Origin of the sequence: Streptomyces sp. NPDC006283 (assembly GCF_040613325.1) — a bacterium.
In the GTDB taxonomy this organism is placed as follows: domain Bacteria; phylum Actinomycetota; class Actinomycetes; order Streptomycetales; family Streptomycetaceae; genus Streptomyces.
This window is the reverse complement of record NZ_JBEXRZ010000107.1, coordinates 1-23,343: the sequence shown is the minus strand read 5'-3', so window position 1 is coordinate 23,343 and position 23,343 is coordinate 1. Positions and strand designations below refer to the sequence as shown.

The window sequence follows — 23,343 nt, the reverse complement described above, 5'->3', positions numbered from 1 at the left end:
GTCGGCACCGGTCGCGCAGCGCGCTTCCCCCTCTGTGGCGGCTGGTCAGCGAGTGCCGACCGCCGCGCGCACGGCCCGCCGGGCCATTGCGCAGTCGTCGTGCAGCCGCCTCAGGAGCAGCCGCTGTTCCTCACCCACCGTCGGGCCGGCGGCCTGCGTCTGCCCACCGGAGACAGGCGGCGCCTCGCGCATCGTGCGCTGCACGGCCGTCTCGTACGTCCGGATCTCCCGGGTGAGCACCAGCATCAGGTTCACCAGGAAGGCGTCCCTGGCGGCGGTGCCCGACTGCTGTGCCAGCTGGCTGATCTGACGGCGCGCCACCGGTGCGTCACCCAGCACCGCCCAGAGCGTCGCCAGGTCGTAGCCGGGCAGATACCAGCCGGCGTGCTCCCAGTCGACGAGCACCGGACCTGTGGGCGACAGCAGAATGTTGGAAAGCAGTGCGTCACCGTGACAGAACTGCCCCATGCCGTGCCGGCCGCCGGCCTGCGCCAGACCGTGCAGCAGCTTCTGCAGGTCACCGAGGTCGCGGTCGGTGAACAGCCCCAGCTCGTGGTAGCGCGAGATCCGGGATCCGTAGTCGAGCGGGGCGTCGAACATTCCCGCCGGTGGCCGCCATGTGTTGAGGCGGGCGATCGCGCCCAGCGCCGCTCGCACGTCCGCGCGCGGCGGCGCCTCCAGGGGGTGTCGGGTCAGTGCCGCGGCCCTTCCGGGCATCCGCTCGATCACCAGGGTGCAGTTTTCCGGGTCAGCCGCGATGAGCCGCGGGACCCGGACCGGTGGGCGGTGCCGTACGAAAGCGCGGTACGCAGCTATTTCGTGTCGCAGCCGCTCGGCCCACGCCGGCGAGTGGTCCAGTAAGCACTTGGCGACCGCTGTGGTACGCCCCGTCGTGCCCACGATCAGGACGGATCGTCCGCTGCGGCGCAGCACCTGCACCGGGTTGAACTCCGGGCAGATCCGGTGCACCGACGCCACAGCCTTCCGCAGCTGTGCGCCCTGGGGACCGGACAAGTCGATTCTCCCGCTGAGGGGCTGGCCGACCACGCCGGCCGGCCTGCGTGCCCGGCCGGCGTGAGTGGGGTCGAGATACGGTCCGGTGCCGGCCGGGAACGCGGTGCGCTGCTGCAGCCGGGGCGGGGCGGACACGGAGGACGATGCTGTGTACATGGGAGATACAGATCCCTTCGTGTGCCGACAAATTGCGTGCGCGCGCCCCCGCCCCATATGCCAGAGGAAACACCCTGGGGAATGTGCCCCGACAGACGGGGCGAGGTGGCGCGTTCCTACCTGACACCGCCTCGCGGGTGGCAGACCATCTGGCGGACCCTGGCGAACCCTGGCGAATAGTCGCCCGCCCCATGACAGCGGGTTACTGTCAACTCAGCCGAGAACCTGGGGGCTTGACGTGAGCAGAGAACCCAACACCCGCCTGAGCGACCTGTTCGGCCTGGCCGGCTGGTCCAAGGGCGAACTCGCAAGACTCGTGAACCGGCAGGCGGCGGCCATGGGCCACCCGCAGCTGGCGACCGACACCTCGCGGGTGCGGCGCTGGATCGACCTGGGGGAGACCCCGCGCGATCCCGTGCCCAAGGTGCTGGCAGCTCTGTTCACCGAGCGACTCGGTCGTGTCGTGACCATCGAGGACCTCGGGTTCGCACGGAGCGGGCGAGCGGGTAAACGGCGGGACGTCCAGGGCGCAGACAACCCTGACGGTCTGCCCTGGGCGCCCGACCGTACGGCGGCGGTCCTCACCGAATTCACGGGAATGGACCTCATGCTCAACCGACGCGGCCTGGTGGGCGCGGGCGCGGCACTCGCCGCGGGCTCAGCACTCAGCAGCGCCATGCACGACTGGCTCAAGACCGATCCGGCGATCTCCCAGGACGCCGTCCGCACCTCCGATGCCCTGCACGCCGACCCCGCTGGGTACGACCGTTACGAAGCCGCCCCCATCGGGTCGCAGGAGATCGAGGCGCTGGAGCGTTCCGTCGAGGTGTTCCGCGCCTGGGACGCCGCCCGCGGCGGAGGCCTGCAGCGGAAAGCAGTGGTGGGACAGCTGAACGAGGTCGGCGGCATGCTCGCCTACCGCCATCCCGACCACCTCCAGCGGCGCCTGTGGGGCGTCGCCGCCAACCTGGCCGTTCTCGCGGGCTGGATGTCCCATGACGTCGGCCTGGAGCCGACCGCCCAGAAGTACTTCGTCATCGCCGCACACGCGGCCCGCGAGGGCGGTGACCGGCCACGCGCCGGCGAGGCGCTCTCCCGGGCGGCGCGCCAGATGGTCCACCTCGGCCGTCCCGACGACGCGCTGGACCTGATGAAGCTCGCCAAGTCCGGTTCCGGGGAGCAGACCCTGCCCCGCACCCGGGCGATGCTGCACACCATCGAGGCCTGGGCGCAGGCCTCCATGGGCCGCGGCCAGGCCATGCGCCGCACGCTCGGCGAGGCCGAGGAACTGTTCGTCTCCGACAAGGGGGACGTCCCGCCGCCCAGTTGGATGCAGATGTTCGACGAGGCGGACCTCCACGGCATGCAGGCCCTGGCCTACCGCACACTCGCCGACCACGACCCCTCGGCCGCGAGCATCGCGCAGAACCACGCCAGGCAGGCGCTTCAGCTGCGCGCGGGCGGCAGGCAGCGGTCGAAGATCTTCGACTACATCTCGCTGGCCTCCGCGTGCTTCATCGCCGACGACCCCGAACAGGCCGACCGGTACGCCCGGCTCGCGCTGGTGTCGATGGGGGAGACCTCCTCGCACCGGACCTGGGACAGGCTGCGGGAGATGTACCGGCTGACCGGACAGTACGCCGGCTACGCCAAGATCGAGGACCTGCGGGAGGAGATCGAGGTGGCGCTGCCCCGCAGCCCTTCGACGAAGGCGCGGAGAGCCCAGCTCTAGCCGCCCTGCGGGGCTGTGGCCGACTCGACACCCGGAGGCTCGACACCGGGCTTGGGGGCGACACCCGATTTCAGGGCTTCGCGCAAACACCCGGCTTCGGGCAGCCCCCGGCGTCGGACCGACCCACGCGGGGTCAGGCGATGACCCTCGCCACCATCACGCAGGCGTCGCCCTCGCGCTCCTGCTCGCCGAACTCCTCCACCATCACACGGACGCATTCCTGAGCATCCCTGGCCCGGGCGAACCGCGCTGCCAAAGCCGTCAGCCGGTCCGCCCCGTCGTCGGACGTCGCGCTCGTGCGCGTCAGCCCGTCGGTGTGCAGGACCAGCAGATCGCCAGGCCGCAGGGTCAGTTCGGCCTGCTCGTACGCCGCTCCGCTCGTGGCGCCGAGCAGCACGCCGTCCGGTGCCGTGAGCGTCCGGCCTGCCCCGTCGCGGAACAGCAGCGGGGAGGGGTGCCCGGCCTGCGCCCACGACAGCGACCTGGTCCCAGGCGTGTAGCGGCAGCAGACCGCACTGCCCAGAGCGGGCTGCGGAGACGTCTCGAGCAACTGGTTGAGGTGCGTCATCAGCGCACCCGGCCGGATGCCCGCGACGGCCATCCCACGCAGAGCGCCCAGCAGCATCGCCATGGCAGAGGTCGCGGACACCCCGTGGCCGGTCAGGTCGCCGACGCTCAGAAGCGAGTCACCGGCGGGCAGTTGCAGGGCGTCGTACCAGTCGCCACCGATGAGCGCGCCGCTCGCGGAAGGGAGGTAGTGCGCCGCGACGTCCAGTGAGGTCGGGCCGTCGTGCGGGAACTGCAGCGATCCGCGCCACGGGGGGAGTACGGCTTCCTGCATTTCGACCGCGAGCCGTCGCTCCGTCTGCTCCATGTGCTGCTGCCGTTGCAGCCAGTCCCTGGTCTCTCGTACTGCCCGCTGGCTGCGACGCAGCTCGCTGACGTCCCGCAGCACGGCCCACATGGACGCGGTGGATCCGTCGGCGTCGAGCACGGGCTCGCCCATCATGTGCACGGTGCGCACCCGCCCGTCGGGCCGCACGACGCGAAACTCGCCGTCGATGGGCCGACCGTCGACCAGACAGTCCGTCACCATCGCGGTCAGCAGCGGCTGGTCCTCCGCGAAGACGAGGGAGGGCATCTCGTCCAGGGACATGGGTCCGTAGCGAGAGTCGCGGCCCAGAATGCGGTACAGCTCGTCGGACCAGCTGACCTCGTCGGTGAGGAGGTTCCACTCGGCGCTGCCGACGCGGCTGAGCAGCGAGCCGGTGCCGGCCGCGGCGCGGTCCGCCTCGTACTCGGCGAGTTCGTCGGCGATCGCCTCCGCCGTCTCCTGCGGGAGTCCGTCCTTGAGCTGCCCCAAGTGGGAACCCAGGTCGTCGAGGTGATGGAGCGCCAGGTCGCACAGCGCCCGCCGCCATCGCTCCTGCGGATCGTCCTCCGCCACTTCGGGGTCGGGGCGTACCGCGTCGACGTCTCCGCGCAGTCTGCGCGTCCGGGTGATCAGCGCGTCTACGGTTTCGCGCTCGGGCGGCTGTGCGGGACGGTCCGCGAACACATGGGACGGCATGTCGTACTCCGATACAGGCGCGGCCACGGCCAGGGTCTGGAACAGGGACCGGTTACGACTGTTGCACAGGGAGCGAGGGGCCGTAAGCCATTTGGCAACACTCGATCCGGTGGTGCCTTCGGCATATGCCACAGGCGTCGCGGTCCGGGGCCGTTGTCAGTGGTGGACGGAAGTATAAGAGCCATGACGACGACTTCACCCACAGCTCTTGCAGCTCCCGCAGCTCCGTCCGTCACCCTCGTTGACGCCGCGGCCTATGCCGCGGCGGTCGAGACCGCGACGGAGGCGGCCGCCGCGTACTACGCGACGGGCGAGAGCACCCTGGACGACGATGCGTACGACCGCCTGGCGCGCGGCATCGCCGCGTACGAGCAGGAGCACCCGGACGAGGTGTCGCCCTTCTCCCCGACGGGGAAGGTCGCGGGCGGCGCTGCCGTGGGGGACGTGCCCCACACAAGACCGATGCTGTCCCTGGACAACGTCTTCTCCGCGGAGCAGCTCCTCGCCTGGACCGCCTCGGTGGAGCGGCGGATCGGCCGGCCCGTCGAGGCCTGGAGCGTCGAACCCAAGCTGGACGGCCTCGCGATCGCCGCTCGATACGAACAGGGGCGCCTGACCCGGCTGGTCACCCGCGGCGACGGCACGGCAGGGGAGGACGTGTCGCACGCCATGGGCACCGTGGTCGGCCTTCCGCGGCGGCTGTCCGAGCCCGTCACGCTGGAGGTCCGCGGTGAAGTCCTCATGACGGACGAGCAGTTCGAGCGGGCGAACGCCGCCCGCACCGAGCACGGCGGCGCGCCGTTCGCCAACCCGCGCAACGGCGCGGCCGGCACCCTGCGCGCCAAGGAACGCGCCTACACGGTGGAGATGACCTTCTTCGGCTACGGTGCTCTGGCGCTGCCCGCCTCCGGTGCGGAACTGGAAGCCAGACTCGGCGATTGGCCGCACAGCCGCGTCATGGAGTACGTCGGCGGGCTCGGCGTGCACACCGCCGACGGTACGGCTGTCGCCCCGCGCACCCTGACCACGGCCGACGACATCCAGGCACGGATCGAGGAGATCGCCGCAGCCCGCCCGGGCCTGCCGTTCGGCATCGACGGCATCGTGATCAAGGCGGACAGCGCGGCGGACCAGGCAGCCGCCGGCTCCGGCTCCCGGGCGCCACGGTGGGCGATCGCCTACAAACTCCCCGCCGTGGAGAAGGTCACCACTCTCCTGGGTGTCGAGTGGAACGTGGGCCGCACCGGGATCATCGCCCCGCGCGCCGTTCTCGAGCCGGTGGAGATCGACGGATCGACCGTCACATACGCGACCCTGCACAATCCCGCGGACATCACCCGCCGCGATCTCCGCATAGGCGACCGGGTGACGGTCTACAAGGCGGGCGACATCATTCCGCGCATCGAGGCGCCCGTCGCCCACCTGCGCACGGGCGCCGAACAGCCCATCGTCTTTCCCGGGGTCTGCCCCCAGTGCGGCTCCGGCATCGACGTCTCCGAGCAGCGCTGGCGCTGCGTGCGCGGACGCAACTGCCGTGTAGTCGCCTCCGTGTCCTACGCCGCCGGGCGCGACCAGCTCGACATCGAGGGGCTCGGCGTCACCCGCGTCGTCCAGCTCGTCGACGCCGGCCTCGTCGCCGACTTCGCGGACCTGTTCGCCCTCACGCGTGAGCAGCTGCTGCAGCTGGAGCGGATGGGTGAAACGAGCACGGACAATCTGCTCGCGGCCATCGACACGGCAAGGAGTCGGCCCCTGTCACGGGTCCTCTGCGCACTCGGTGTCCGGGGCACCGGCCGCTCCATGTCCCGCCGCATCGCAGGGCACTTCGCGACCATGGAGCACATACGCGCCGCCGATGCCGACGCCCTGCAGCAGGTCGAAGGCATCGGCGTCGAGAAGGCCAGGACGGTCGTGGCCGAGCTCGCGGAGCTCGCCGGTCTGATCGACCGGCTGACCGTCGCAGGCGTCAACATGAGCGAACCGGGGGCGACTCGGCCCGACGCGAGGGTTACGGAGGGCACGGGCGCTGACAGCGCGGCAGCGTCAGCCGCGGAGACGGGCGGCGAGGCCCGCCCGCTCGACGGCATGACCGTCGTCGTCACCGGCGCGATGACCGGTTCGCTGGAGAAGCTGAGCCGCAATCAGATGAACGAACTCATCGAACGGGCAGGCGGCAAGTCCTCCTCGAGCGTTTCCCGACGCACCACGCTGCTCGTCGCCGGGGACGGCGCCGGCTCCAAGAGGGACAAGGCCGAGCAACTCGGCACCCGGGTCGCCACTCCGGACGAGTTCGCCGCGATGGTGGCGGGCTTCCTGGACACGGCGCGCTGAACCGACGGTCCGACCCCGTGGTCCCGGCCGGAGACCACCGGAACCGGCCCACATCACCACGGGCCGGGTCGGCTTCCGCCGCCCATGGGAGCGTCGAGAGAGGGCCCGGGTCATCAGGTGCGTGATCCTCGGGCGCGTAATCTGTCGCGGTGACTGCCGACGACCTGCTGATCCGTGCCCTCCAGGACCCCGGCGACCCGCCATTGCGTCCGCTGCCGACCGAGGCGGCCGACCTGTTGCGGAAACTGGCCGCACCCCCACGACTGGCGGCGCATCTGCGCGCCGTCCACGACGTGGCTTACCAGCTGGCCGACTGGCTGGACCGACACCACCCGCGGCTGCGCTACGACCGGCAGGCAGTCCTCTTCGGTGCCGCCACCCATGACGTGGGCAAGGTGGTCCACACCGCCGAGCTGTCGGGTGCCGGTGGCCGGCACGAGGAAGCAGGCCGGCAGCTGCTTATGGACCACGGCGTCGCCCCCGGCCTGGCCCGCTTCGCGGCGACCCATGCAAACTGGTCCCGGCTGCCGGCGGGGGCCGGTGTCGAGGACCTGGTCGTCGCGGTCGCCGACAAGGTGTGGAAGAACAAGCGGGTCACGGACCTCGAGGATCTGCTGGTCACACACCTGGCCGGGGCGAGCGGCCGGGAGGTGTGGGAGGAGTTCATGGCACTCGACGACCTCCTCACCCGTATCGGCGAAGGGGCGGACGTCCGGCTGGATTTCCAGGGGTCCTACCCCGTCGTGGCGTGACCCGGCGGTCGGTACCGCCGGGGAAGCCCGTTCGGACCGGCGGTGCGTCATACTCGAGGTATGAGTTCAGCCCTTACATCAGCCGACGGGTGCCGGCGGCCGCCCGCCCGGCCCGACGTCCCGCGGATCCGGCGTGCGGTCGTACGGGACGCGAAGCGGCTCACCCGGCTGGTGCGCGGGTCGGGCGCCTATCGGGGGCATTACGCGCCGATGGTCGCCGGATATCGGGTGGGGCCGGACTATGTCGAGGCGCATGAGGTGTTCGTCGCGGCGGACGGGAGGGGCAGGGTGCTCGGCTTCTACTCCCTGGTGCTGTCGCCTCCGGAGCTGGACCTCATGTTCGTCGCCGACGAAGCCCAGGGGCTGGGCATCGGCCGGCTGCTGGTGGAGCACATGACCGACCGGGCCCGTGCGGCCGGGCTGCACGCGGTCAGGGTCGTCGCCCACCCGCCTGCGGAGGGCTTCTACCTGAGCGTGGGCGCGCGACGCACCGGCACGGTCGAGGCCCGACCGCCGGCCGTCCCGTGGGACCGCCCGGAACTGCTGTTCCCGATCGGCCGAGAGCCGTGAGAGCCGTGTCGTCTCGGCACCGTGTGGGGCCGGGAAACAGCCGTCCGGACGCTCGGCGAAGCCGGCTTCGCCGACGTCGACGTCCGGAGCGTGGAAGGTGACCCGTTCAGCCACCACTGCGTCGCGACCAAGGGCTGACTCCGCAAGAGCCGTCGCCCGTGAGTGGCGGCCCGGCGCGCGCCGCCACGCGCGCCGGGAGAGCGAGACGGCAGCGACGGTCAGGAGGAGGGCGGCGGGGCGGGCTGCCCCAGCGTCAGACTGATGGAGTTGCCGTCACCGGGAATGATCATGTTGATCAGCGGTGTGGCGAGCAGGCAGTGCTCGAACTTCGGTATCGCGTACGTGCCGGAGAGCTTGCCGCCCTTGAGCGCGTTGAACCCCGGCTCGGACGTCAGATCGAGTTCCGCCGGCACTTCCGTCTGGCACGCGGAGCCGACCGGCGTGGGGATTCCGGCGACCTTCAGGTCCTTGAGCCGCAGGATCAGTTTGGTGGTGCTCTTGATGGCGCCGGTCTTGAGATCGATCGTGCCGACGGTGGGCTCCGGCTCGATGAATTCCGTCGTCACGCTCACCGGAATCGCGCCGATCATCTTGAATGACCCGGGAGCCGGCGGAAGTTTGGTGTCGGCCGTCAGTGTCCCCGCTCGGAGGTCCGCGGTGACCGCGAGGACACCTGGCTTCAACTCCAGGTCGGATCCGGTGCCCTGAAGGTGCGTGACACCACTCAGCGGATAGTCGAGACGGATGGGTGCCGCATGGGCGGACCCCGACGTGGTGGCGACGAGCCCCAGCCCCGCGGCGAGGGTGACCGCCCCGCGGAGTACGGCTCTTCGCCGTCGGGACGGCGCGGACTTCGGACGCTTCATCTCGGCTCCAGGATTCGGCGCTGCACGCACGGGGACGCGCAGCCAGAGGGAAAAGCGGGAGGGGTGCGGTGAATGTCCGGCACGGAAGAAACTGCCTCGGGGGCTGCTTCCGTGCGTTGTTCCGTGTGCATCGGTTCGGCCCGGCACGCGATGCCGGCCGTTTCGCGAGGGAGACGTTACGCACGGGTAACCCGGCGGGCAAGAGCGGTCATTGAGATTCCGCCGTGCCGTTCGCCGGATGCCGGTTTATTGTCGTCCGGTCAGCGAGCGCCCTGCTTTTCTTGTTCCCGAGTGAGCGACGCGGCCGCTCTGCGGCCGACCGCCCGGCCACCGGGATGAACGGACCCTACCGGCCCGGCGCCGGAGAGGAGCACGGAGGAGATCCATGATCAACGATGCCGAACTGACCCATCTCAAGCGGTGCGTGGAGCTGGCGGCCGAGGCGGTGGAAGCCGGCGACGAGCCGTTCGGTTCCGTACTCGTCGGTGCCGACGGCACCGTCCTCGCCGAGGACCGCAACCGCGAGACGTCCCTCGCCGACCGGACGCGCCACCCGGAGTTCGCGCTCGCCCGGTGGGCCGCCGCGAACATGAAGGCCGAGGAACGCGGTGTTGCCACGGTCTACACATCGGGCGAGCACTGCCCCATGTGCGCCGCCGCGCACGGCTGGGTCGGCCTCGGACGCATCGTGTACGCCGTCTCCTCCGTGCAGCTCGGTCGCTGGCTCACCGACCTGGGAGTCGGGCCGTCCCCGGTGGCCGCCCTGCCGGTCCAGGACGTCGTTCCCGGTCTCGAGGTGGTTGGACCGGTGCCGGAACTCGCAGAGCAGGTGCACGAACTCCATCGGCGCTTCCGGGCGGGCCGGAGCTGAGCCGTCGCGCGTTCACGCCCCGCTGCCCCGCTGCCCCGCTGCCCCGCGGACGCGCACGTCACCCGATGGCGTCAGGCGTCCGCGCGGCCGGCTGCTCGGCGGGCAGGGGCTGTTCCGTCCAGATGACTTTTCCGTCGGCCGTGTACCGCGTGCCCCAGCGTTCCGCGAACTGGGCGACCAGGAACAGCCCGCGGCCCCCCTCGTCGGTGGTGGCGGCCTGCCGCATATGTGGCGATGTACTGCTCTGGTCGGAGACCTCGCAGATCAGCGCCCGGTCGCGGATGAGCCGAACCCGGATCTCTCCGGAGGCGTAACGGATCGAGTTGGTGACCAGCTCGCTGAGGATCAGCTCGGTGGTGAAGGCCTCCTCCTCCAGGCCCCACTCGGCGAGCTTCTCCGCCACCGCGGCCCGCACCCGCCGTACCGCCGACGGGTCCGGCGGTACGTCCCACTCCGCGACCCGGTCCGAGTCCAGTACCCGCGTACGTCCGACGAGCAGCGCGATGTCGTCGCGGGGACGGTCGGGCACGAGCGCGCCGAGCACCGCCTCACATGTCTCCTCGGAGCCGGAACCGGCGTGCTCGGCCAGTGTGCGGCGCAGCAGCTCCAGGCCCTCGTCGATCTCCCGCTCCCGGTCCTCGACGAGCCCGTCCGTGTAGAGCACCAGGCGGCTGTCCTTCGGCAGCCGCACTTCGAGGGTCTCGAACGGCAGACCACCCAGACCCAGTGGCGGCCCACCGGGCACGTCCGCGAACTCGGCCGTGCCGTCCGGGTGGACGACGACCGGCTGCAGATGACCGGCCCTGGCCATGCTGCAGGTCCCCGACACCGCGTCGTAGATCGCATAGATGCAGGTGGCGCCGGTGACGCCGGCGTCTGCGCCGTCGTCGGTCTCGTCCTGGTCGATGCGCGCCACCAGCTCGTCGAGGTGGAACATCAGCTCGTCGGGCGGCAGGTCCAGGGTGGAGAAGTTGTGGACCGCGGTACGCAGCCGGCCCATGGTCGCGGCGGCGTGCAGCCCATGGCCCACGACGTCCCCGACGACGAGCGCCACCCGGGCCCCGGGCAGCGGGATGATGTCGAACCAGTCCCCGCCCACGCCGCCCAGCCCGCCGAGTCCGGCCTGCGCGGGGCGGTAGCGGTAGGCGACGTCGAGCGCGTTCTGCTCGGGCAGAGTCCGCGGGAGGAGGCTGCGCTGCAGCGTGACCGCCATCGTGTGCTCACGCGAGTAGCGGCGGGCGTTGTCGATGCTGACCGCGGCGCGGGCGACCAGCTCCTCCGCGAGCGACAGGTCCTCCTCCTCGAACGGCTCGGGTTTCTCCGCGCGCCAGAACATGGCCACGCCCAGGACCACGCCCCGGGCCCGGAGCGGAACGGCGATCATCGAGTGGATTCCGTACTCGAGAAGCTTGCGCGCCCGTACCGGATCCTGCTCCTGCCACCCTCCGAGAGCCTTGAGATCCGCCTGCAGGACCGCCTCACCCCTGCCCAGACCGGTGCCCATCGGCGTGGTGGGGACGAAGCGGATCAGCTGTCCCAGCGGGTACAGCGCCGTCTCCATCGGGCCGGCGAACGCCGACCGCCTCATGTCGGTGTCCGCGCCGGTGGCGGTCGGCTCCTCGCCGCGCAGCACGGCCTCCACCAGGTCCACGGTCGCGAAATCGGCGAACCGGGACACGGCGAATTCGGCGAGCTCTTCACACGTGCGCACCATGTCGAGGGTGGTCCCGATCTCCGTGCCGGCGTCGTACAGCAGCTTGAGCCGTCCCCTCGCCACGTCGGCGCGACCGGTCAGGGACTGCAGTTCCGTGGTGTCCCGCAGGGTGGCGACGCTGCCCGGCGGCCCGCCGTGCTGGTCCGTCGAGCGCTGGTTGACGGCGATCAGACGCTCTCCCACGGGGAAGACCTCGTCCGTCACGGTCCTTCCGGAGGACAGCAGATGTCCTGTGCGCGGATCGAGGCCCAGTTCGGTGACCGGGGCGCCGTCCACGTCCGGCGGCAGGTTCAGAAGCCTGCGCGCCTCGTCGTTGGCGAGCAGCAGCCGCCCGTCGCCGCTCACGATGATGACCCCCTCGCGCACCGCGTGCAGAACAGCGTCGTGATGTTCGTACATCCGGGTCATCTCGGCAGGACCGAGCCCGTGCGTCTGGCGGCGCAGCCTGCTGCTCACCAGCGCCGTGCCCCCCGTGGTCAGAAGCAGCACGCCGCCCGCAGCGCCGAACAGCAGAGGGAACTGCTCCTCCACAACACCGCTCACGCGTTCGATGGTGATGCCGGCGGAGACCAGGCCCACCACGGTGCCCTTGTCGTCGGTGACCGGGACGACGGCTTGGACGAGCGGTCCGATGGTGCCGATGATCTTCTCCGTGACGACCTTGCCGTCCTGGGCGGGGGCGATATTGCCGACGAACTTCTTCCCGATCCGGTCCGGCAGCGGGTGGCTGTAGCGGATGCCCTCGGTGCTCATCACGACGATGAAGTCCACGCCGGAACGCTTGCGCGCGGCTTCGGCCTTGGGCTGAAGCACCGCGGTGGGATGCCCACTTGCCAGTGCCTGCTCGACCCCGGGGGAGTGGGCGAAGGTCTGGGCCACGGCGACCGACCGGTTGCGAGCCTCGCGTTCGCTGTCGGTGCGTGACTGGAACACCAGCGCCGCCATGGCCGCGGCGACGAGCAACACCACGATCGCCACCTGCAGGAGAAAGACCTGACCTGCGACAGTTCGCATCCGAAGAACCGAGCGCGGGCGGCCGTAGCGTCCGGCCATAGACTCTTTCTACACCTCCGCCATGAGCTGGGCGAACCGCGCAAAGCGAGGGCGCGGGACATCATGCGCCCAACCGGACCGCGGGTCGCTCAAGCATGCCAACGAAGATGATGATGCCCAAGGGCTTTGCTGAATTCGGGGTAATGCAAAATCCGCCGGACGGGCTCTGCGGGCCGGATGCGGTCGATGTTCCCGAAGTCCCCGCCCAACGGGGCGTTTGACAACCTGTTCATCCGCGAGCCGGAACTGCCGGCCCAGGGCCGGTGCCGTACTCCCCTGCTCCGTCAGGGAGCTGCGGCATATCCCCGAAGTATGGCGACCACTTCCTCGTCACCGACTTGGTCGAAGTCCTCGTACCACTGCCCCACCGCGTGGAACAGCGGCGGCCGGTGGGGACACAGCACTTCGTCCGCTTCCGCGGTGAGCGCCTCGGCCGCTTCCGGCGATCCGACCGGAACGGCGAGCAGCAGCCGGCCGGGCTCCATGCCACGGACCGCGCGCAGCGCCGCTCGGGCCGTCACGCCCGTCGCCAGCCCGTCGTCCACGACGACGACCGTCTTTCCGCTCACCTCCGGGGCGGGGCGCCCGCCGCGGTAGAGCTCCTCGCGACGGTGCATCTCCGTGCGCTCTTTGGCAACCTGCGGAGCCAGCCGGTCGGCCGTCAGGTCGAGCATGGCGAGCGTCCGCTCGTCGAAGAGCGGAGGCCCCTCGCCCGCCAGCGCGCCGACACCCACCTCGAGGTTGTACGGGGCACCGATCTTCCGTGCCACCACGACGTCCAGCGGGGCGCCCAGTGCTCTGGCGATCTCGTCGCCGATCGGTACGCCTCCGCGGGGCAGCGCCAGTACGAAGGGGCTGCCGAGCGTTCCCTCGTCCAGGCGCCGGGCGAGGAGGCCGGCGAGTTCGCGTCCTGCCTCCCTGCGGTCGTGGAAAAGCATGCGTCGCACCTTCCGTCGCTGTCCGGCGCCGAGTCGTCGGAGGATTCCGGCGAGGACCACGGCACCTGCTACCGGTCCTCCATGTCCGTGTCGTGGGTGATGTGCATCGCGGCCTCCTCGGCCGAGGCGGCACCGCCGTCTACGCCCACGTCACGGGCCACCACGTCGCTGGGCCGCCTGGGCGAGGGGTCGTAAGCGGCCGTGAGGCGACCGGCCCGCGCCTCGCCCGCCTCCTTGTCGACCGGCTCGCCGTCACCGTCCACCAGATCGCCGATCCCGTTGTCCTGCGGCGTCTCCACCTCCGGGTCCTCCTGGGCGAGGCGCTGGTCGAGGGTCTCGCCGCGCATCTGCTCCTCCCCGGTGGTGCCGTACTTGGTGACGCCCAGCGGACGCTCGGGCGGCGAGTACCCCTCCGCCATGGTGTCGTCCAGCCCGCGCTCGTCGATCACGTTCTCCAGGTCGAGATCACCACTCGGGCGGTTCGCAACGTCGGAGTTCTCCGGCTGATAGACGTCGTCGCCCCGTGCCTGGTCACGCTGAGCTGTTTCGTCGGACATGGCGTCTTCACCTTTCTGGCATGTTCGGGCGCATCATCGCGGCGCGGCGCGCGGCGTACCGGGCCGACGGGGCGCGCGAGGCATCCGTCAAAAGATCATGATCAGTGCATAGGCCAGGAAGAACGCCGCGAAGAGCGCGACCACGATTCCTATGGCGATCAGCGGCCCCTTCGCCCAGCCGCGCGACTGGTCACCACGCGGGCCGGTCTCGGAGCCGGTACTGCCCTCACCGGGCGGCGTCTCGCCCGGTGGCACGCCGTCGCCGGGGCGGACACCGGATGTGTTCCTGGGGTCGGGATCCGGGGTGTGACTGTTCATAGCGGTCGAGTGCCCGAATTCTCCCGAATCAACAGTGGGGATTTCGCGGCCCGCGGCCGACCGCCACAAGGTGCACCGGCCCGGCCTGACTACCGCCGGTCGGCAGGGGTACTCGGCGCGCAGGAGCGCGAACCTGCCGTAACACGAGAGGGCCGCCGACCGGGGGCGAGGACAGTGACCACCAGCAGCAAGAAAGCAGCGGGTCAGGACTACGATGCCGGCCCGTTCGTCCCACAGCGGGGCGGCCTGCCGACGCTGCGCCGCGCCGCGGCGGGCTGCGAGGGCTGCCCCCTGTTCCGCGACGCCACCCAGACCGTGTTCGGTGCGGGGGCCTCCTCGGCGCGCATCGTCATCGTGGGGGAGCAGCCCGGTGACCAGGAGGACCGGCGGGGCGAGCCCTTCGTCGGACCGGCAGGAAGGCTCCTGCGGGAAGCGCTCGGGGAGGCCGGGATCGAGGAGCGCTCTGCCTACTTCACCAACGCCGTGAAGCACTTCAAGTTCGAGATCGCGGCGCGGGGCAAACGCCGCATCCACAAGGCACCGAGCCTCCGGGAGATGTCCGCCTGCCGCCCATGGCTGGCGGCGGAGCTGCGCAAGGTCGATCCCGAACTCGTGATGGCACTCGGCGCAACCGCCGGGAAGGCGGTACTGGGCACCTCCTTCAAGGTGTCTCAGCAGCGCGGACTGCTCCTGCCGATGCCCGCCTGGGACGCCCTCGGCCACAGCGACGCGTCCGGCGCCGACGGCATACCGGTGCGCGAGGCCGCCGCCCACGGCTGTGTGGTCGCGACGATCCACCCGTCGGCGGTCCTGCGGGCCGACGACCGCGAAGCGGCGTACCGAGGGCTGCTCTCCGATCTGCGTGTGGCGGCCGAGGTGCTCAGGAGCGGGGCGGAGCGGGCGGCCGCCGACTGACCCGAGCCCCTCCCGCGCCCGGGCGGCGGTTCCGATCACGGACTGTGACGGCAGACGGCCTCCGGATCCCCTCCGTGAAGGCGATCCCCTCCGTGAAGGCCCCGGCATGTCCGCCGGCGCCCCGCAGAAGACCACCGCCATCGAGCCGCCCTCACTCGCCGCGGGGGAGCAAGGGCCCCAGAGGGCCGAGGTCGATGTTGAGGTCGCCGGGCTCCAGGCCGAACTTGTCCCGCAGCACGTCCATCCGGTCCTCGAGCAGCATCAGTGTCATGCCGATGCGTTCCTCCTGGTCCTCGGTGAGCTCTCCGGTGTCGACCCGGCGCAGTGCCTGCCGTTCCATCAGCTGCCGCAGCAGTTCGACCACCGTCAGCACGAGCCTGGCGAGGTCGCGCTCCACGGTGTCCGGGTCGAGCTCCACCCGGCGGCGCGCCGTCCCGCTCATCCGTCCTCCTCCCACGACGACCACGGTGACGCCACCCGAGGACCGACCGAAGTGATCAGCGCCTTCAGGTCGATCCGTACGAGATCCACGTCCGCGATGCGCAACGTGATGTCGCCCGCGACGACCACGCCGCCGGCGAGCAGCCTGTCCAGAAGGTCGACGAGAGCGAGCTCCCGCCGGGCGAGGGGCGAGGTGTCGTCGGCCATGGTCATGTCTCCGACCGTTCCTCGCTGACTTCCCGCTCCTGTCGGCTCTCCCGCTGCTGCGGTCCATGAAGGTCGGCGAAGGAGTACGGTGCCCACGGGCCGGTCAGTTCGGCCCGCAAGCCCGTCTCCTGCGGAGCGAGCTGCTCGAAGAGCCCGACGAAGGCGGCACTCTCCTCGCGTCGCACGAGGAAGGCAGCGTTGAGCACGTTGACGCCGGGCCCTTGGGCCAACTGGCCGCTCTGCGGCCGGTGCAGCCGTTGCGCCTCCGCGCACCGGGCGAGTTCCGCGTGCAGACGCTGCGCGGACGCGTCCGCTCGCGCCCAGCTCTTCTCCCGGGCCTGCCGGCTCCGCAGCCGCCGCCGCAGATAGTCGCGGCCGGAGGTTGCCGTCGCCGTGCGTGCCGGCCCGGCGGTCGGCTCCGGGGCGGTGTCGGGTCCGGGGGCCGCGTCGGGCTCGGCGTACAGCTTTACGCCCCATTCCACCCTGCCGTCGAGCCTGGCGAGGCTCGACGTGAAACGGTCGTGACCATCGTCCAGCAACCGGCGCACCCCGCTCTCGTCGCGGCACACGGTGGCCAGCCGCAGCGGCACCAGATTCGTGATGCCGCTGACGGCGCCGACCACCGACTCGTGCGCCCTGGCTGTGTCCGCCAGCCAGTCCAGATCCTCCAAGTGCGCGCGCAGGGGCGCTTCCTCGAAGTCCTCGGCCCGCACGTGGCTCACCACGGCGGCCAGGCCACGGTGTTCGACGAACCGCACGGGAGCGTCGCCGACCCCCGCTGCCGCGAAGGACGCCGCGTCGCCGACGGGCTGGGCCACCGCGTACACATAGAACAGTTGATTCATGCCCGGTCCCGGTGGTCGTGCTGGGGCTCGTTGCCGTCGGCAAGTCCGCGCTCCGCGGCGGACGCGGCTGACTGCAGCTCGGCGACCTTGCGCTCCAACTCAGCGTTCTTCTCCTCGAGTTCGCGCCTGCGGGCGCCGGAGGAGAGTGCCGGGTCGTCCTCCCACCAGTCGATGCCCATCTCCTTCGCCTTGTCCACCGAGGCGACGATCAGCCGCAGCTTGATGGTGAGCAACTCGATGTCGAGAAGATTGATGCGGATGTCACCGGCGATGACGATGCCCTTGTCGAGCACCCGCTCGAGAATGTCCGCGAGATCGGACCCTCCGCCGGAGTCGTAGGTGCCGGGGAACCGGCCGGTCGCTGTCGTCATCGCGGATCACCCCTGCGCGTCAGCCGCTCCAGCAGCTCGTCCTCACGGCGGTCGAATTCGTCCTCTTCGATCTCTCCTGCTTCGAACCGCTCGACGAGTTCGGCGAGTTCACGCTGCACCGCGGCGGGGTCGTAGTACTGACGCTCCGCCTCCGCCACGACCTGCTGCAGCACCCACGCGGTGCCGCGGACCGGTGCGACGGGCAGGAGCAGCAGCTCTCCCAGCAGGCCCATCACATCACTCCACGAAGCTGTACGGCGGCAGCGGTCCGTTGACCTGCAGACGGAGCTGGGGGTTCGCCCGCTGGAATTCGGCGGCGGCCGACAGGAAGGTCTCGGCGTGGTCACGTTCCACCAGGTACGACAGGTTCGCCACGCGGCCGGTGCCGTCCGGCCCGGGCGCTGAGTCCACCGCGGCCAACGAGAGTGCCTGGTGCATCTCGGCACGGTCCACCTCCTCCCGCCGCTGCACAGCGGCGACGATCAGCTCGCCCAGCCGCAGCTTGTCCTCGTGGCTCCCGCCGCCGGAGTTCTGCTGGGCGACGCCCATGGCACGCAGATCGGGATCGTCGGCGAGCACCCGGTGCAGCACCGCCTCCTCGTCGTGGTCGGCCTTCACATTGAACTCGGCCCTGCCGTCCACCGCCTCGAGACGCTGGAGGTAGTGCTCCTCGCGCTCGGCCAGCACGGCGGTGACCGCCGCGTCGTCGGTCGACACGCCACCGAACCGCAGCGGCAGCACGGGTCCTGCCGCGCCCGCCTCGGACAGCACGTTCTGATGCGCGAGCAGGTCCCGCCGCTTGGGCCGAAGATTCTCCGGAGCGTCGCTGACGAGCGCGGCGAGTCTGCCCTGACCCACCACCCGTACGGGCTGCGGTGGTTCACCCACCCCGGACGGCCGCGAGGAGAGATACGCATCGAGGTCCGTGTCCGGGGAGTTGCGGGTGATGCCGTAGACGTACGTGCTCACTCCTGCTCCTCCTTACGACGGGAGCTGCTGCTGCGTCGGGTGCGCGCCGCGGGCTCCTTCTCCTTCTTCTCGTCGTCGTCGCCTCCGCCGAAGGCTTCCGAGATGCTCTGTGCGGCTCCGGCGAGTACGCCCTTGGACTTGCCGCGGGCGCCGGACTCGGTGATCTGGCCGACGAGGTCGGGGAGTCCGGGGTCCTTGCGGGGGCCGGCTTCCAGATCGAGCCGGTTGCACGCCTCCGCGAACCGCAGATACGTGTCGACGCTGGCGACGACGACCCTGACGTCGATCTTCAGGATCTCGATGCCGACCAGTGAGACGCGCACGAAGGCGTCGATCACCAGTCCTCGGTCGAGTATCAGTTCCAGTACGTCGTACAGTCCGCTGGATCCGCCGCGGCCTGCCGTGCTCTGCTGTGCTGCGACAACAGTCATTGCTGTGATGACCTCCCTGTGTCATGCCTGGGGTGGCGTTCTCCGCCCGTCCGTCGCAACGGAACGGGCCGGCGTACGGCCGGGTTCGGGCCCCGCTTCAGGGCCCCGGGTTCACGACCCGGCCGTGGACGGGCGATCGGCCCGCCCGCGCTCATAACGCCGTGTCCGCCGGTACGAGGCCAGTTGGCCTTCCGAGTCCACCTCGACCTCGTAGGAGGCGAGGAGGCTCGCCGTGTCGGGGATGCGGGCCAGCTCGAGTACTTCGACCACGAGCCGCCAGCCGTCCTCCGTCCTCGCGAACGACGACACGGTCTCCGCCGTCATTCCCGTCAGTTCGGCGAGCTCGGCGCGCGCCGCGCGCAGCACGTCCACCGAACGGACGGGCCGACTGCCCTCCTGGTCCGGACTCTTCTCCGCGTTCTCGTTCTCTGGGTTTCGTGTCATAGATGCCTCGACACAGCGGGTTGCCGGACCGGGCGTTCCCAAACCCCCATGGGGTGAACCGGCTATGGGGACTACGTGCGCGGGGAGGACACCCAGCGGCGTGATACGTAGTCGTAGCCGTATTCCTGACCGTCCCTCACAGCGCTCGTACGGAACGGCCGGCCGTCGTCGTCGATCCGGACGGTGCCCGACCTTCCGCCGCTGGACCACCGCAGCTGCAGATACCAGTCACAGTCGCAGGCGACCGTACGGCCGGTGACGAGCAGCATCTCGGGGTCGTTGGCCGAGATCCGGTACGGGAACGAGACGGCCGGAATCGTCTCCCCGGCGTCGTTGCCCGCCTTGGCGTGGGCGATGGGCCGGGGCATGTCCAGATCGACATCGAACAGCCGCGGCGTGAGCGACCCGCCGCAACCGGAATCCATGCGGTACACGTTGCGTGGCTCCGGAGCCCGACGCGCGGTCACACGCACCTGCAGTGATTCCAGCACCACTGTTTCCGTGCCCGTGCCCTGCAGTGTGATCCGCACCCCCGTCTCGGCGCCGTGCCGTGCGCGCAGCGACCGGGCCCACGACTCGGCGTCGGCCTCGGCGGGTGGCGGCGGCACGTCGCCCGGCGCCCGGTCGACGAGGTACGCATGGTCGCATCCGTAACGCCACACGTGATCGTCGCTCACCCACGTGAACGGCGCTCCGGTGGACGGGGCGGCGCCCGCGGCCGGGGACGAGCGGCCGCGGGGGCCGGGCGGGACGGTACTCCGCGGCGCGGTCTTCCGGCTGCCGCCTCGAGGGGAGGCTTCTGCAGGCGGCTCGGTGGGGCCGGGCGAGGCGGACGACGGTACGGACGGGGCGGCGCCCGCGCGGGGCGGGCCGGGTTCGCCCCGTTCCGCATCCGTCGTCGAGGCGCGTTCCTTGCCCGAGGTGAGCGTGAAACCGCCGAAACCGAGGACCAGCGCGAACGCGACGCCCGCCGCGCCGAATGCGGCGGCATACGCGGCACGCCGGCTGCGGCGAGGTGCGGCCGTGGCGGTGGCGGTGGCCTTGGTGATGGCGGCGGCCGGGTCGGCGGCGGGCGGATCGGTTGGCCCGGGCGCCCCGTCGTCGGCCGGCCGGCTCGGGGCCGCGGCGGCAGCAGCCGCGGGGCCACCGAGTGCGTCGTCCCGTGCGCCTGCCTTCTCCGTGGCCGCTTGTGTCGCACGTTCCTGGCGCAGGGTCCGGTCCTCGTCCGCCAGGACCCACAGCCGGTGCAGCGCCACGAGGTCTTCGCCCTGGCACCCGCACAGCCGGGCCAGCCGCTCGACCGGTGCGAAGTCCATCGGAACGGTCCGCCCGGAGCAGTACCGGTGCAGCGTCGAGGCGCCGACGCCCACCCGCCGCGCCAGCGCCCCGTATGTCCGGCCGGAGCCCTCCCGCAGCTCGTTCAGCCTGTGTGCGAACGCCTCTGTCGCGTCCTCCATCGGCGCTCCCATCACTCCCGTTCCCCTCGCCGCCCGTTTCAGGAGGCGTTTCACCCGACTCAACAAAGCCCACGTCAACGGGGGTGGAATGGTTCCACCGTTCCCGAACGGGCCTCGGTCCTTGCAACTGCCGTGCGCGCCACTCAATCTGGCCGTCGTTGAGCATGACACCGAACTGGGGGAAGAACTTCCATGAAGCCCATCCGCTCCGCTGCCCTGACCGCCGCAGCCGTGGCCGCGACCGTCGCCTCGCTCACCATGTCCACTGCCGCGGCCGCCCCGGCCCCGGCGTTCCTGTCCGCGGCGCAGCTGCCGGCCTCCGCCACCCCGTGGCATGCCGACCCGGTCCAGCAGGGGCTGCCCGATGTGGGGTCGGTGTGCACAGCGGGCGTCACACCGAAGGCTGCGACCAGGTACCGCGACTTCAGGACGGACCTCGACACGAACGCCCGTCAGACGACCACTGTCGCGTCCACCACCGTCAAGGCGAAGGCACTCGCCGCCAAGCTCCGCGCCTCCATCGAGACCTGCCTGGACCGTCTCAAGGCGGAGTACCCGGGACTCGAGGGCGAGGCCTTCTACCACGGGAAGGTCCATGTGGAGGAGGGCGCGCACGTCTACAGCATCGACACCTCGCTGCCCGACGTCGGCTCCACCGACATCGCCCTCTTCTCGGTCGGCCGTGACGGCCGGGCGGTGACGGTCGTCGAATGGGGCCAGATGGGCGACCTCGACGGTGCGCCCCTCGAAGGTTTCAAGAAGACGACCGGCATCGCCGTCGCGAAGCTCTACTGAGCCCGGCGCCAGGGCGTCCTCGCGGGTCGGCCCCCGCACCACGGGGGTGGGGGCCGGGACCGGTGACGACTGGGCCGACACAACACTGCCCGGCCGGTGCGGGGCCAACTCTCCCGAGGGGAGCGGGACCCGACCGGCCGGGCGGTGCGGACGGCTGACGACCTGCGGCCTCCAGCCGTCGAACGGGGCTACTTCGGCGGGTAGATGTCGCCGCCGCCCATGCTGCTCTCCTGCTCGCTCTGCGACTGCAGCCGCCTGGCCTTCTCCTCCAGGCGCTGACGCTCCTGGGGATCGGTGGCGCGCTCCGCGGCCTGCTTCAGCTCCTGTGCCTTCTCACGCATCTGGCGGGCGCGGCCGCCGGACTCACCTGCAACGCTCATGATCATCGCTCCTTGCGGTTGTTCGGGAGAGCGGGCCCGACCAGCGAACCAGCGTCGGGAGGCAACCGCATCCCGAAGCGTCACCCACCGTGACAGTCGCAGCTCGGCAAGTGCTTCGCGATGTCGCCCGATGTGCCCAGCCACGGGCGTGGGAAGCCGGGTGTCCCCGGCCCCTGTGAAACCCTCTGCCTCGACCGCCCGCGCGCCGCGCATCGCCCCGCCCGGGCCGTTCTGTGTCGCGGAAGGAGAACAGGTCATGCAAGTGGGCTGGAACGGCCGCCGGTTGTGGCCGTGGCGGGCTCTGCCGGCCCTGGCGGCGGGCTTGACGTTGATCGCCGCCGTTGTCGCGGGGGAGTTGCTTCTCGGCTCGGCAGGCGGTTCGGCAGGTGGCACGGGAGGCAGGGCCGCTACAGGAACGGACCTGGGTCCCGACCCCGGTGCCGACGTCGGCCCGAGCCCTGCGGACACCGGCGCCGCACTGCCGCCGGCCATCGGACGTGCCGCCGCCACTCCGCAGGCGCGGATCACCGCCCTGGTGAACGCCGAACGTGTCAAGGCGGGTTGCCCGAAGCTGGCCCTGGACGAAGAGTTGCAGACAGCGGCGTTGGCCCACGCCGATGACATGGCAGCCCGCGGCTACTACGAACACGTCGGCCCGGACGGTCGCGATGCCGGCGACCGGATGAAGGCGGCCGGCTACGACTGGAACCGCTGGGCGGAGAACCTCCACCGAGGGCCTGACGAGCCCTCGGCTGTCGTGGCCGACTGGATGCACAGTCCCAAGCACCGCGCCAACCTTCTGAACTGCCGTTTCACGGAGATGGGCGTGGGGGTGAACTTCCGGTCCGACGGACCTTGGTGGGTCCAGGCTCTCGCGGCCCCGAAGGGGACTCGGTAGGGCGCTCACCGGGACGCTCGGCGGGGATCAGTAGTAACCCTTTTCGCCGTCGAGCAGCTCCCGGATCGCATCCATGTGACCGGCGTGCCGGGCGGTCTCCTCGACCATGTGTATCAGCATCCAGCGCAACGACGCGGCGGCGGACCGGAAGTCGGGGTGCCGGCCGGTCTGGTCCAGTGGATGCGCTGCGATGATCTCGTTCGAGATCGCGCACTGTTTCGCGTACTCGTCGAGCAGTTGTGCCACCGGGACGCCCTCGACCCGCATGTCGGCATCCTCGGGCTCCTCCACGAACTGCGGTCCCTCCGCCGGCCGGCCCAGGAAGAGGACCTCGAACCACGTGTTCTCCGTCCAGCGGAGATGGGAGACGACACCGGCCATCGTCATCAGAGGCGAGGACGGGAGCAGGGGGCGGTGGGCGTCCTCGTCGGAGAGGCCCTCGCACTTGTAGTGGACGATCGCACGCTGCATGTCGAGCCATCCGACAAGCTGCGTCCGCTCGTCTGCCGAAAAGGGAGGGCGCGTGCGAGAGGGCGTCATGGGCGTCGACCGTACCCGAGCGAAGGTCCCGCGGGCACTGCATTTTCTCGGGCAGCCAAGCCCTGCCAGTTGGCACGTGCCGCGGAACGCCGACGCCCGCCCCGACAGAGCGGGGCGGGTGTCGCCGGTCTCGGCCTGCACAAGGGCGTCGCGATGATCGTCATGGGCAAGATGAAGATCAAGCTCAAGGGCCGGCTGGCCTGGTACA

Annotated in this window: 26 protein-coding genes; 8 read left to right on the top strand and 18 right to left on the bottom strand. The window is 70.8% G+C overall.

The features are described 5' to 3' along the window. Positions 1-45: 45 nt before the first annotated feature. Positions 46-1,170 (bottom strand): aminoglycoside phosphotransferase family protein, encoded by a 1,125-nt coding sequence (locus ABZ070_RS21870; protein WP_356636319.1) that lies wholly within the window; start codon positions 1,168-1,170, stop codon positions 46-48. A 238-nt stretch (positions 1,171-1,408) separates the two neighbouring features. On the opposite strand from ABZ070_RS21870, the gene ABZ070_RS21865 reads away from it, so the two are divergent. Continuing rightward, complete coding sequence (locus ABZ070_RS21865) at positions 1,409-2,902, top strand: hypothetical protein (RefSeq protein ID WP_356636317.1); 1,494 nt, start codon at positions 1,409-1,411, stop codon at positions 2,900-2,902. Between the two features lie 133 nt (positions 2,903-3,035). Here the strand turns inward: ABZ070_RS21865 and ABZ070_RS21860 are convergent, their stop codons facing one another. Continuing rightward, positions 3,036-4,472 carry a SpoIIE family protein phosphatase gene (locus ABZ070_RS21860; protein ID WP_356636321.1) on the bottom strand — a complete coding sequence of 479 codons (1,437 nt, stop codon included), beginning with the start codon at positions 4,470-4,472 and terminating at the stop codon, positions 3,036-3,038. Positions 4,473-4,655: 183 nt separating this feature from the next. Here ABZ070_RS21860 and ligA point away from each other — a divergent pair, with 183 nt between their 5' ends. The 3 genes from ligA (at position 4,656) to ABZ070_RS21845 (ending at position 8,125) form a co-directional block, all read left to right on the top strand. After that, positions 4,656-6,803 carry an NAD-dependent DNA ligase LigA gene (gene ligA / locus ABZ070_RS21855; protein WP_356636315.1) on the top strand — a complete coding sequence of 716 codons (2,148 nt, stop codon included), beginning with the start codon at positions 4,656-4,658 and terminating at the stop codon, positions 6,801-6,803. Between the two features lie 149 nt (positions 6,804-6,952). Further along, on the top strand, positions 6,953-7,555 hold the full coding sequence (locus ABZ070_RS21850; RefSeq protein ID WP_356636313.1) for an HD domain-containing protein: 603 nt from the start codon (positions 6,953-6,955) through the stop codon (positions 7,553-7,555). Positions 7,556-7,615: 60 nt separating this feature from the next. After that, positions 7,616-8,125 (top strand): GNAT family N-acetyltransferase, encoded by a 510-nt coding sequence (locus ABZ070_RS21845; RefSeq protein WP_356636311.1) that lies wholly within the window; start codon positions 7,616-7,618, stop codon positions 8,123-8,125. Between the two features lie 218 nt (positions 8,126-8,343). Here ABZ070_RS21845 and ABZ070_RS21840 read toward each other — a convergent pair whose 3' ends face one another. Further along, the gene (locus ABZ070_RS21840; RefSeq protein ID WP_356636309.1) at positions 8,344-8,991 is read right to left on the bottom strand and encodes a hypothetical protein; all 648 of its coding nucleotides are present in this window, start codon (positions 8,989-8,991) and stop codon (positions 8,344-8,346) included. 385 nt (positions 8,992-9,376) lie between these two features. Between ABZ070_RS21840 and ABZ070_RS21835 the strand changes: the two genes are divergently transcribed. Next, positions 9,377-9,862, top strand: coding sequence for a nucleoside deaminase (locus tag ABZ070_RS21835; protein ID WP_356636307.1), 486 nt, complete (start codon positions 9,377-9,379; stop codon positions 9,860-9,862). A 58-nt stretch (positions 9,863-9,920) separates the two neighbouring features. Here ABZ070_RS21835 and ABZ070_RS21830 read toward each other — a convergent pair whose 3' ends face one another. The 4 genes from ABZ070_RS21830 to ABZ070_RS21815 all read right to left on the bottom strand — a co-directional run bounded on the left by ABZ070_RS21830 (position 9,921) and on the right by ABZ070_RS21815 (position 14,442). Then, positions 9,921-12,629 (bottom strand): SpoIIE family protein phosphatase, encoded by a 2,709-nt coding sequence (locus tag ABZ070_RS21830; RefSeq protein ID WP_356636305.1) that lies wholly within the window; start codon positions 12,627-12,629, stop codon positions 9,921-9,923. A gap of 284 nt (positions 12,630-12,913) precedes the next feature. Next, complete coding sequence (locus ABZ070_RS21825) at positions 12,914-13,567, bottom strand: phosphoribosyltransferase family protein (protein WP_356636303.1); 654 nt, start codon at positions 13,565-13,567, stop codon at positions 12,914-12,916. A 68-nt stretch (positions 13,568-13,635) separates the two neighbouring features. Then, the gene (locus ABZ070_RS21820; protein ID WP_356636301.1) at positions 13,636-14,124 is read right to left on the bottom strand and encodes a DUF5709 domain-containing protein; all 489 of its coding nucleotides are present in this window, start codon (positions 14,122-14,124) and stop codon (positions 13,636-13,638) included. Between the two features lie 87 nt (positions 14,125-14,211). After that, positions 14,212-14,442 (bottom strand): DUF6480 family protein, encoded by a 231-nt coding sequence (locus ABZ070_RS21815; RefSeq protein WP_356636298.1) that lies wholly within the window; start codon positions 14,440-14,442, stop codon positions 14,212-14,214. On the opposite strand from ABZ070_RS21815, the gene ABZ070_RS21810 reads away from it, so the two are divergent. Next, the gene (locus ABZ070_RS21810; protein ID WP_356636296.1) at positions 14,431-15,357 is read left to right on the top strand and encodes a UdgX family uracil-DNA binding protein; all 927 of its coding nucleotides are present in this window, start codon (positions 14,431-14,433) and stop codon (positions 15,355-15,357) included. The genes ABZ070_RS21815 and ABZ070_RS21810 overlap by 12 nt on opposite strands. 151 nt (positions 15,358-15,508) lie before the next feature. On the opposite strand, the gene ABZ070_RS21805 is transcribed toward ABZ070_RS21810, so the two are convergent. From ABZ070_RS21805 to ABZ070_RS21765, 9 genes are all read right to left on the bottom strand, one after another. Further along, positions 15,509-15,799 (bottom strand): gas vesicle protein K, encoded by a 291-nt coding sequence (locus ABZ070_RS21805; RefSeq protein ID WP_356636294.1) that lies wholly within the window; start codon positions 15,797-15,799, stop codon positions 15,509-15,511. Further along, positions 15,796-16,011 carry a gas vesicle protein gene (locus ABZ070_RS21800; RefSeq protein ID WP_356636292.1) on the bottom strand — a complete coding sequence of 72 codons (216 nt, stop codon included), beginning with the start codon at positions 16,009-16,011 and terminating at the stop codon, positions 15,796-15,798. The genes ABZ070_RS21805 and ABZ070_RS21800 overlap by 4 nt, the downstream gene beginning before the upstream one ends. Then, positions 16,008-16,850, bottom strand: coding sequence for a GvpL/GvpF family gas vesicle protein (locus ABZ070_RS21795; RefSeq protein ID WP_356636290.1), 843 nt, complete (start codon positions 16,848-16,850; stop codon positions 16,008-16,010). The genes ABZ070_RS21800 and ABZ070_RS21795 overlap by 4 nt, the downstream gene beginning before the upstream one ends. Next, positions 16,847-17,221: a gas vesicle protein gene (locus ABZ070_RS21790; RefSeq protein ID WP_356636288.1), complete on the bottom strand. Its 375-nt coding sequence runs from the start codon at positions 17,219-17,221 to the stop codon at positions 16,847-16,849. The genes ABZ070_RS21795 and ABZ070_RS21790 overlap by 4 nt, the downstream gene beginning before the upstream one ends. Beyond that, positions 17,218-17,454 (bottom strand): gas vesicle protein GvpG, encoded by a 237-nt coding sequence (locus ABZ070_RS21785; RefSeq protein WP_356636286.1) that lies wholly within the window; start codon positions 17,452-17,454, stop codon positions 17,218-17,220. Before ABZ070_RS21785 ends, ABZ070_RS21790 begins: the two co-directional genes overlap by 4 nt. 4 nt (positions 17,455-17,458) lie before the next feature. Then, positions 17,459-18,190: a GvpL/GvpF family gas vesicle protein gene (locus ABZ070_RS21780; protein WP_356636284.1), complete on the bottom strand. Its 732-nt coding sequence runs from the start codon at positions 18,188-18,190 to the stop codon at positions 17,459-17,461. Then, positions 18,187-18,621: a gas vesicle structural protein GvpA gene (locus tag ABZ070_RS21775; protein ID WP_356636282.1), complete on the bottom strand. Its 435-nt coding sequence runs from the start codon at positions 18,619-18,621 to the stop codon at positions 18,187-18,189. The genes ABZ070_RS21780 and ABZ070_RS21775 overlap by 4 nt, the downstream gene beginning before the upstream one ends. A gap of 111 nt (positions 18,622-18,732) precedes the next feature. Next, positions 18,733-19,065, bottom strand: a complete 333-nt coding sequence (locus ABZ070_RS21770; RefSeq protein ID WP_356636280.1) for a gas vesicle protein — start codon at positions 19,063-19,065, stop codon at positions 18,733-18,735. Between the two features lie 71 nt (positions 19,066-19,136). After that, positions 19,137-20,522 (bottom strand): helix-turn-helix domain-containing protein, encoded by a 1,386-nt coding sequence (locus ABZ070_RS21765; RefSeq protein WP_356636278.1) that lies wholly within the window; start codon positions 20,520-20,522, stop codon positions 19,137-19,139. Between the two features lie 192 nt (positions 20,523-20,714). On the opposite strand from ABZ070_RS21765, the gene ABZ070_RS21760 reads away from it, so the two are divergent. Next, entirely contained in the window at positions 20,715-21,317 is a 603-nt protein-coding gene (locus tag ABZ070_RS21760; RefSeq protein ID WP_356636276.1) for a hypothetical protein, read from the top strand. Positions 21,318-21,505: 188 nt separating this feature from the next. Here ABZ070_RS21760 and ABZ070_RS21755 read toward each other — a convergent pair whose 3' ends face one another. Then, positions 21,506-21,697 (bottom strand): DUF6381 family protein, encoded by a 192-nt coding sequence (locus ABZ070_RS21755; RefSeq protein ID WP_356636273.1) that lies wholly within the window; start codon positions 21,695-21,697, stop codon positions 21,506-21,508. 256 nt (positions 21,698-21,953) lie between these two features. Here ABZ070_RS21755 and ABZ070_RS21750 point away from each other — a divergent pair, with 256 nt between their 5' ends. Further along, a complete protein-coding gene (locus ABZ070_RS21750) occupies positions 21,954-22,595 on the top strand; it encodes a CAP domain-containing protein (RefSeq protein ID WP_356636271.1) in 642 nt (213 codons plus the stop codon). A gap of 27 nt (positions 22,596-22,622) precedes the next feature. On the opposite strand, the gene ABZ070_RS21745 is transcribed toward ABZ070_RS21750, so the two are convergent. After that, positions 22,623-23,135, bottom strand: coding sequence for a DinB family protein (locus tag ABZ070_RS21745; RefSeq protein ID WP_356636269.1), 513 nt, complete (start codon positions 23,133-23,135; stop codon positions 22,623-22,625). Between the last annotated feature and the right edge of the window lie 208 nt (positions 23,136-23,343).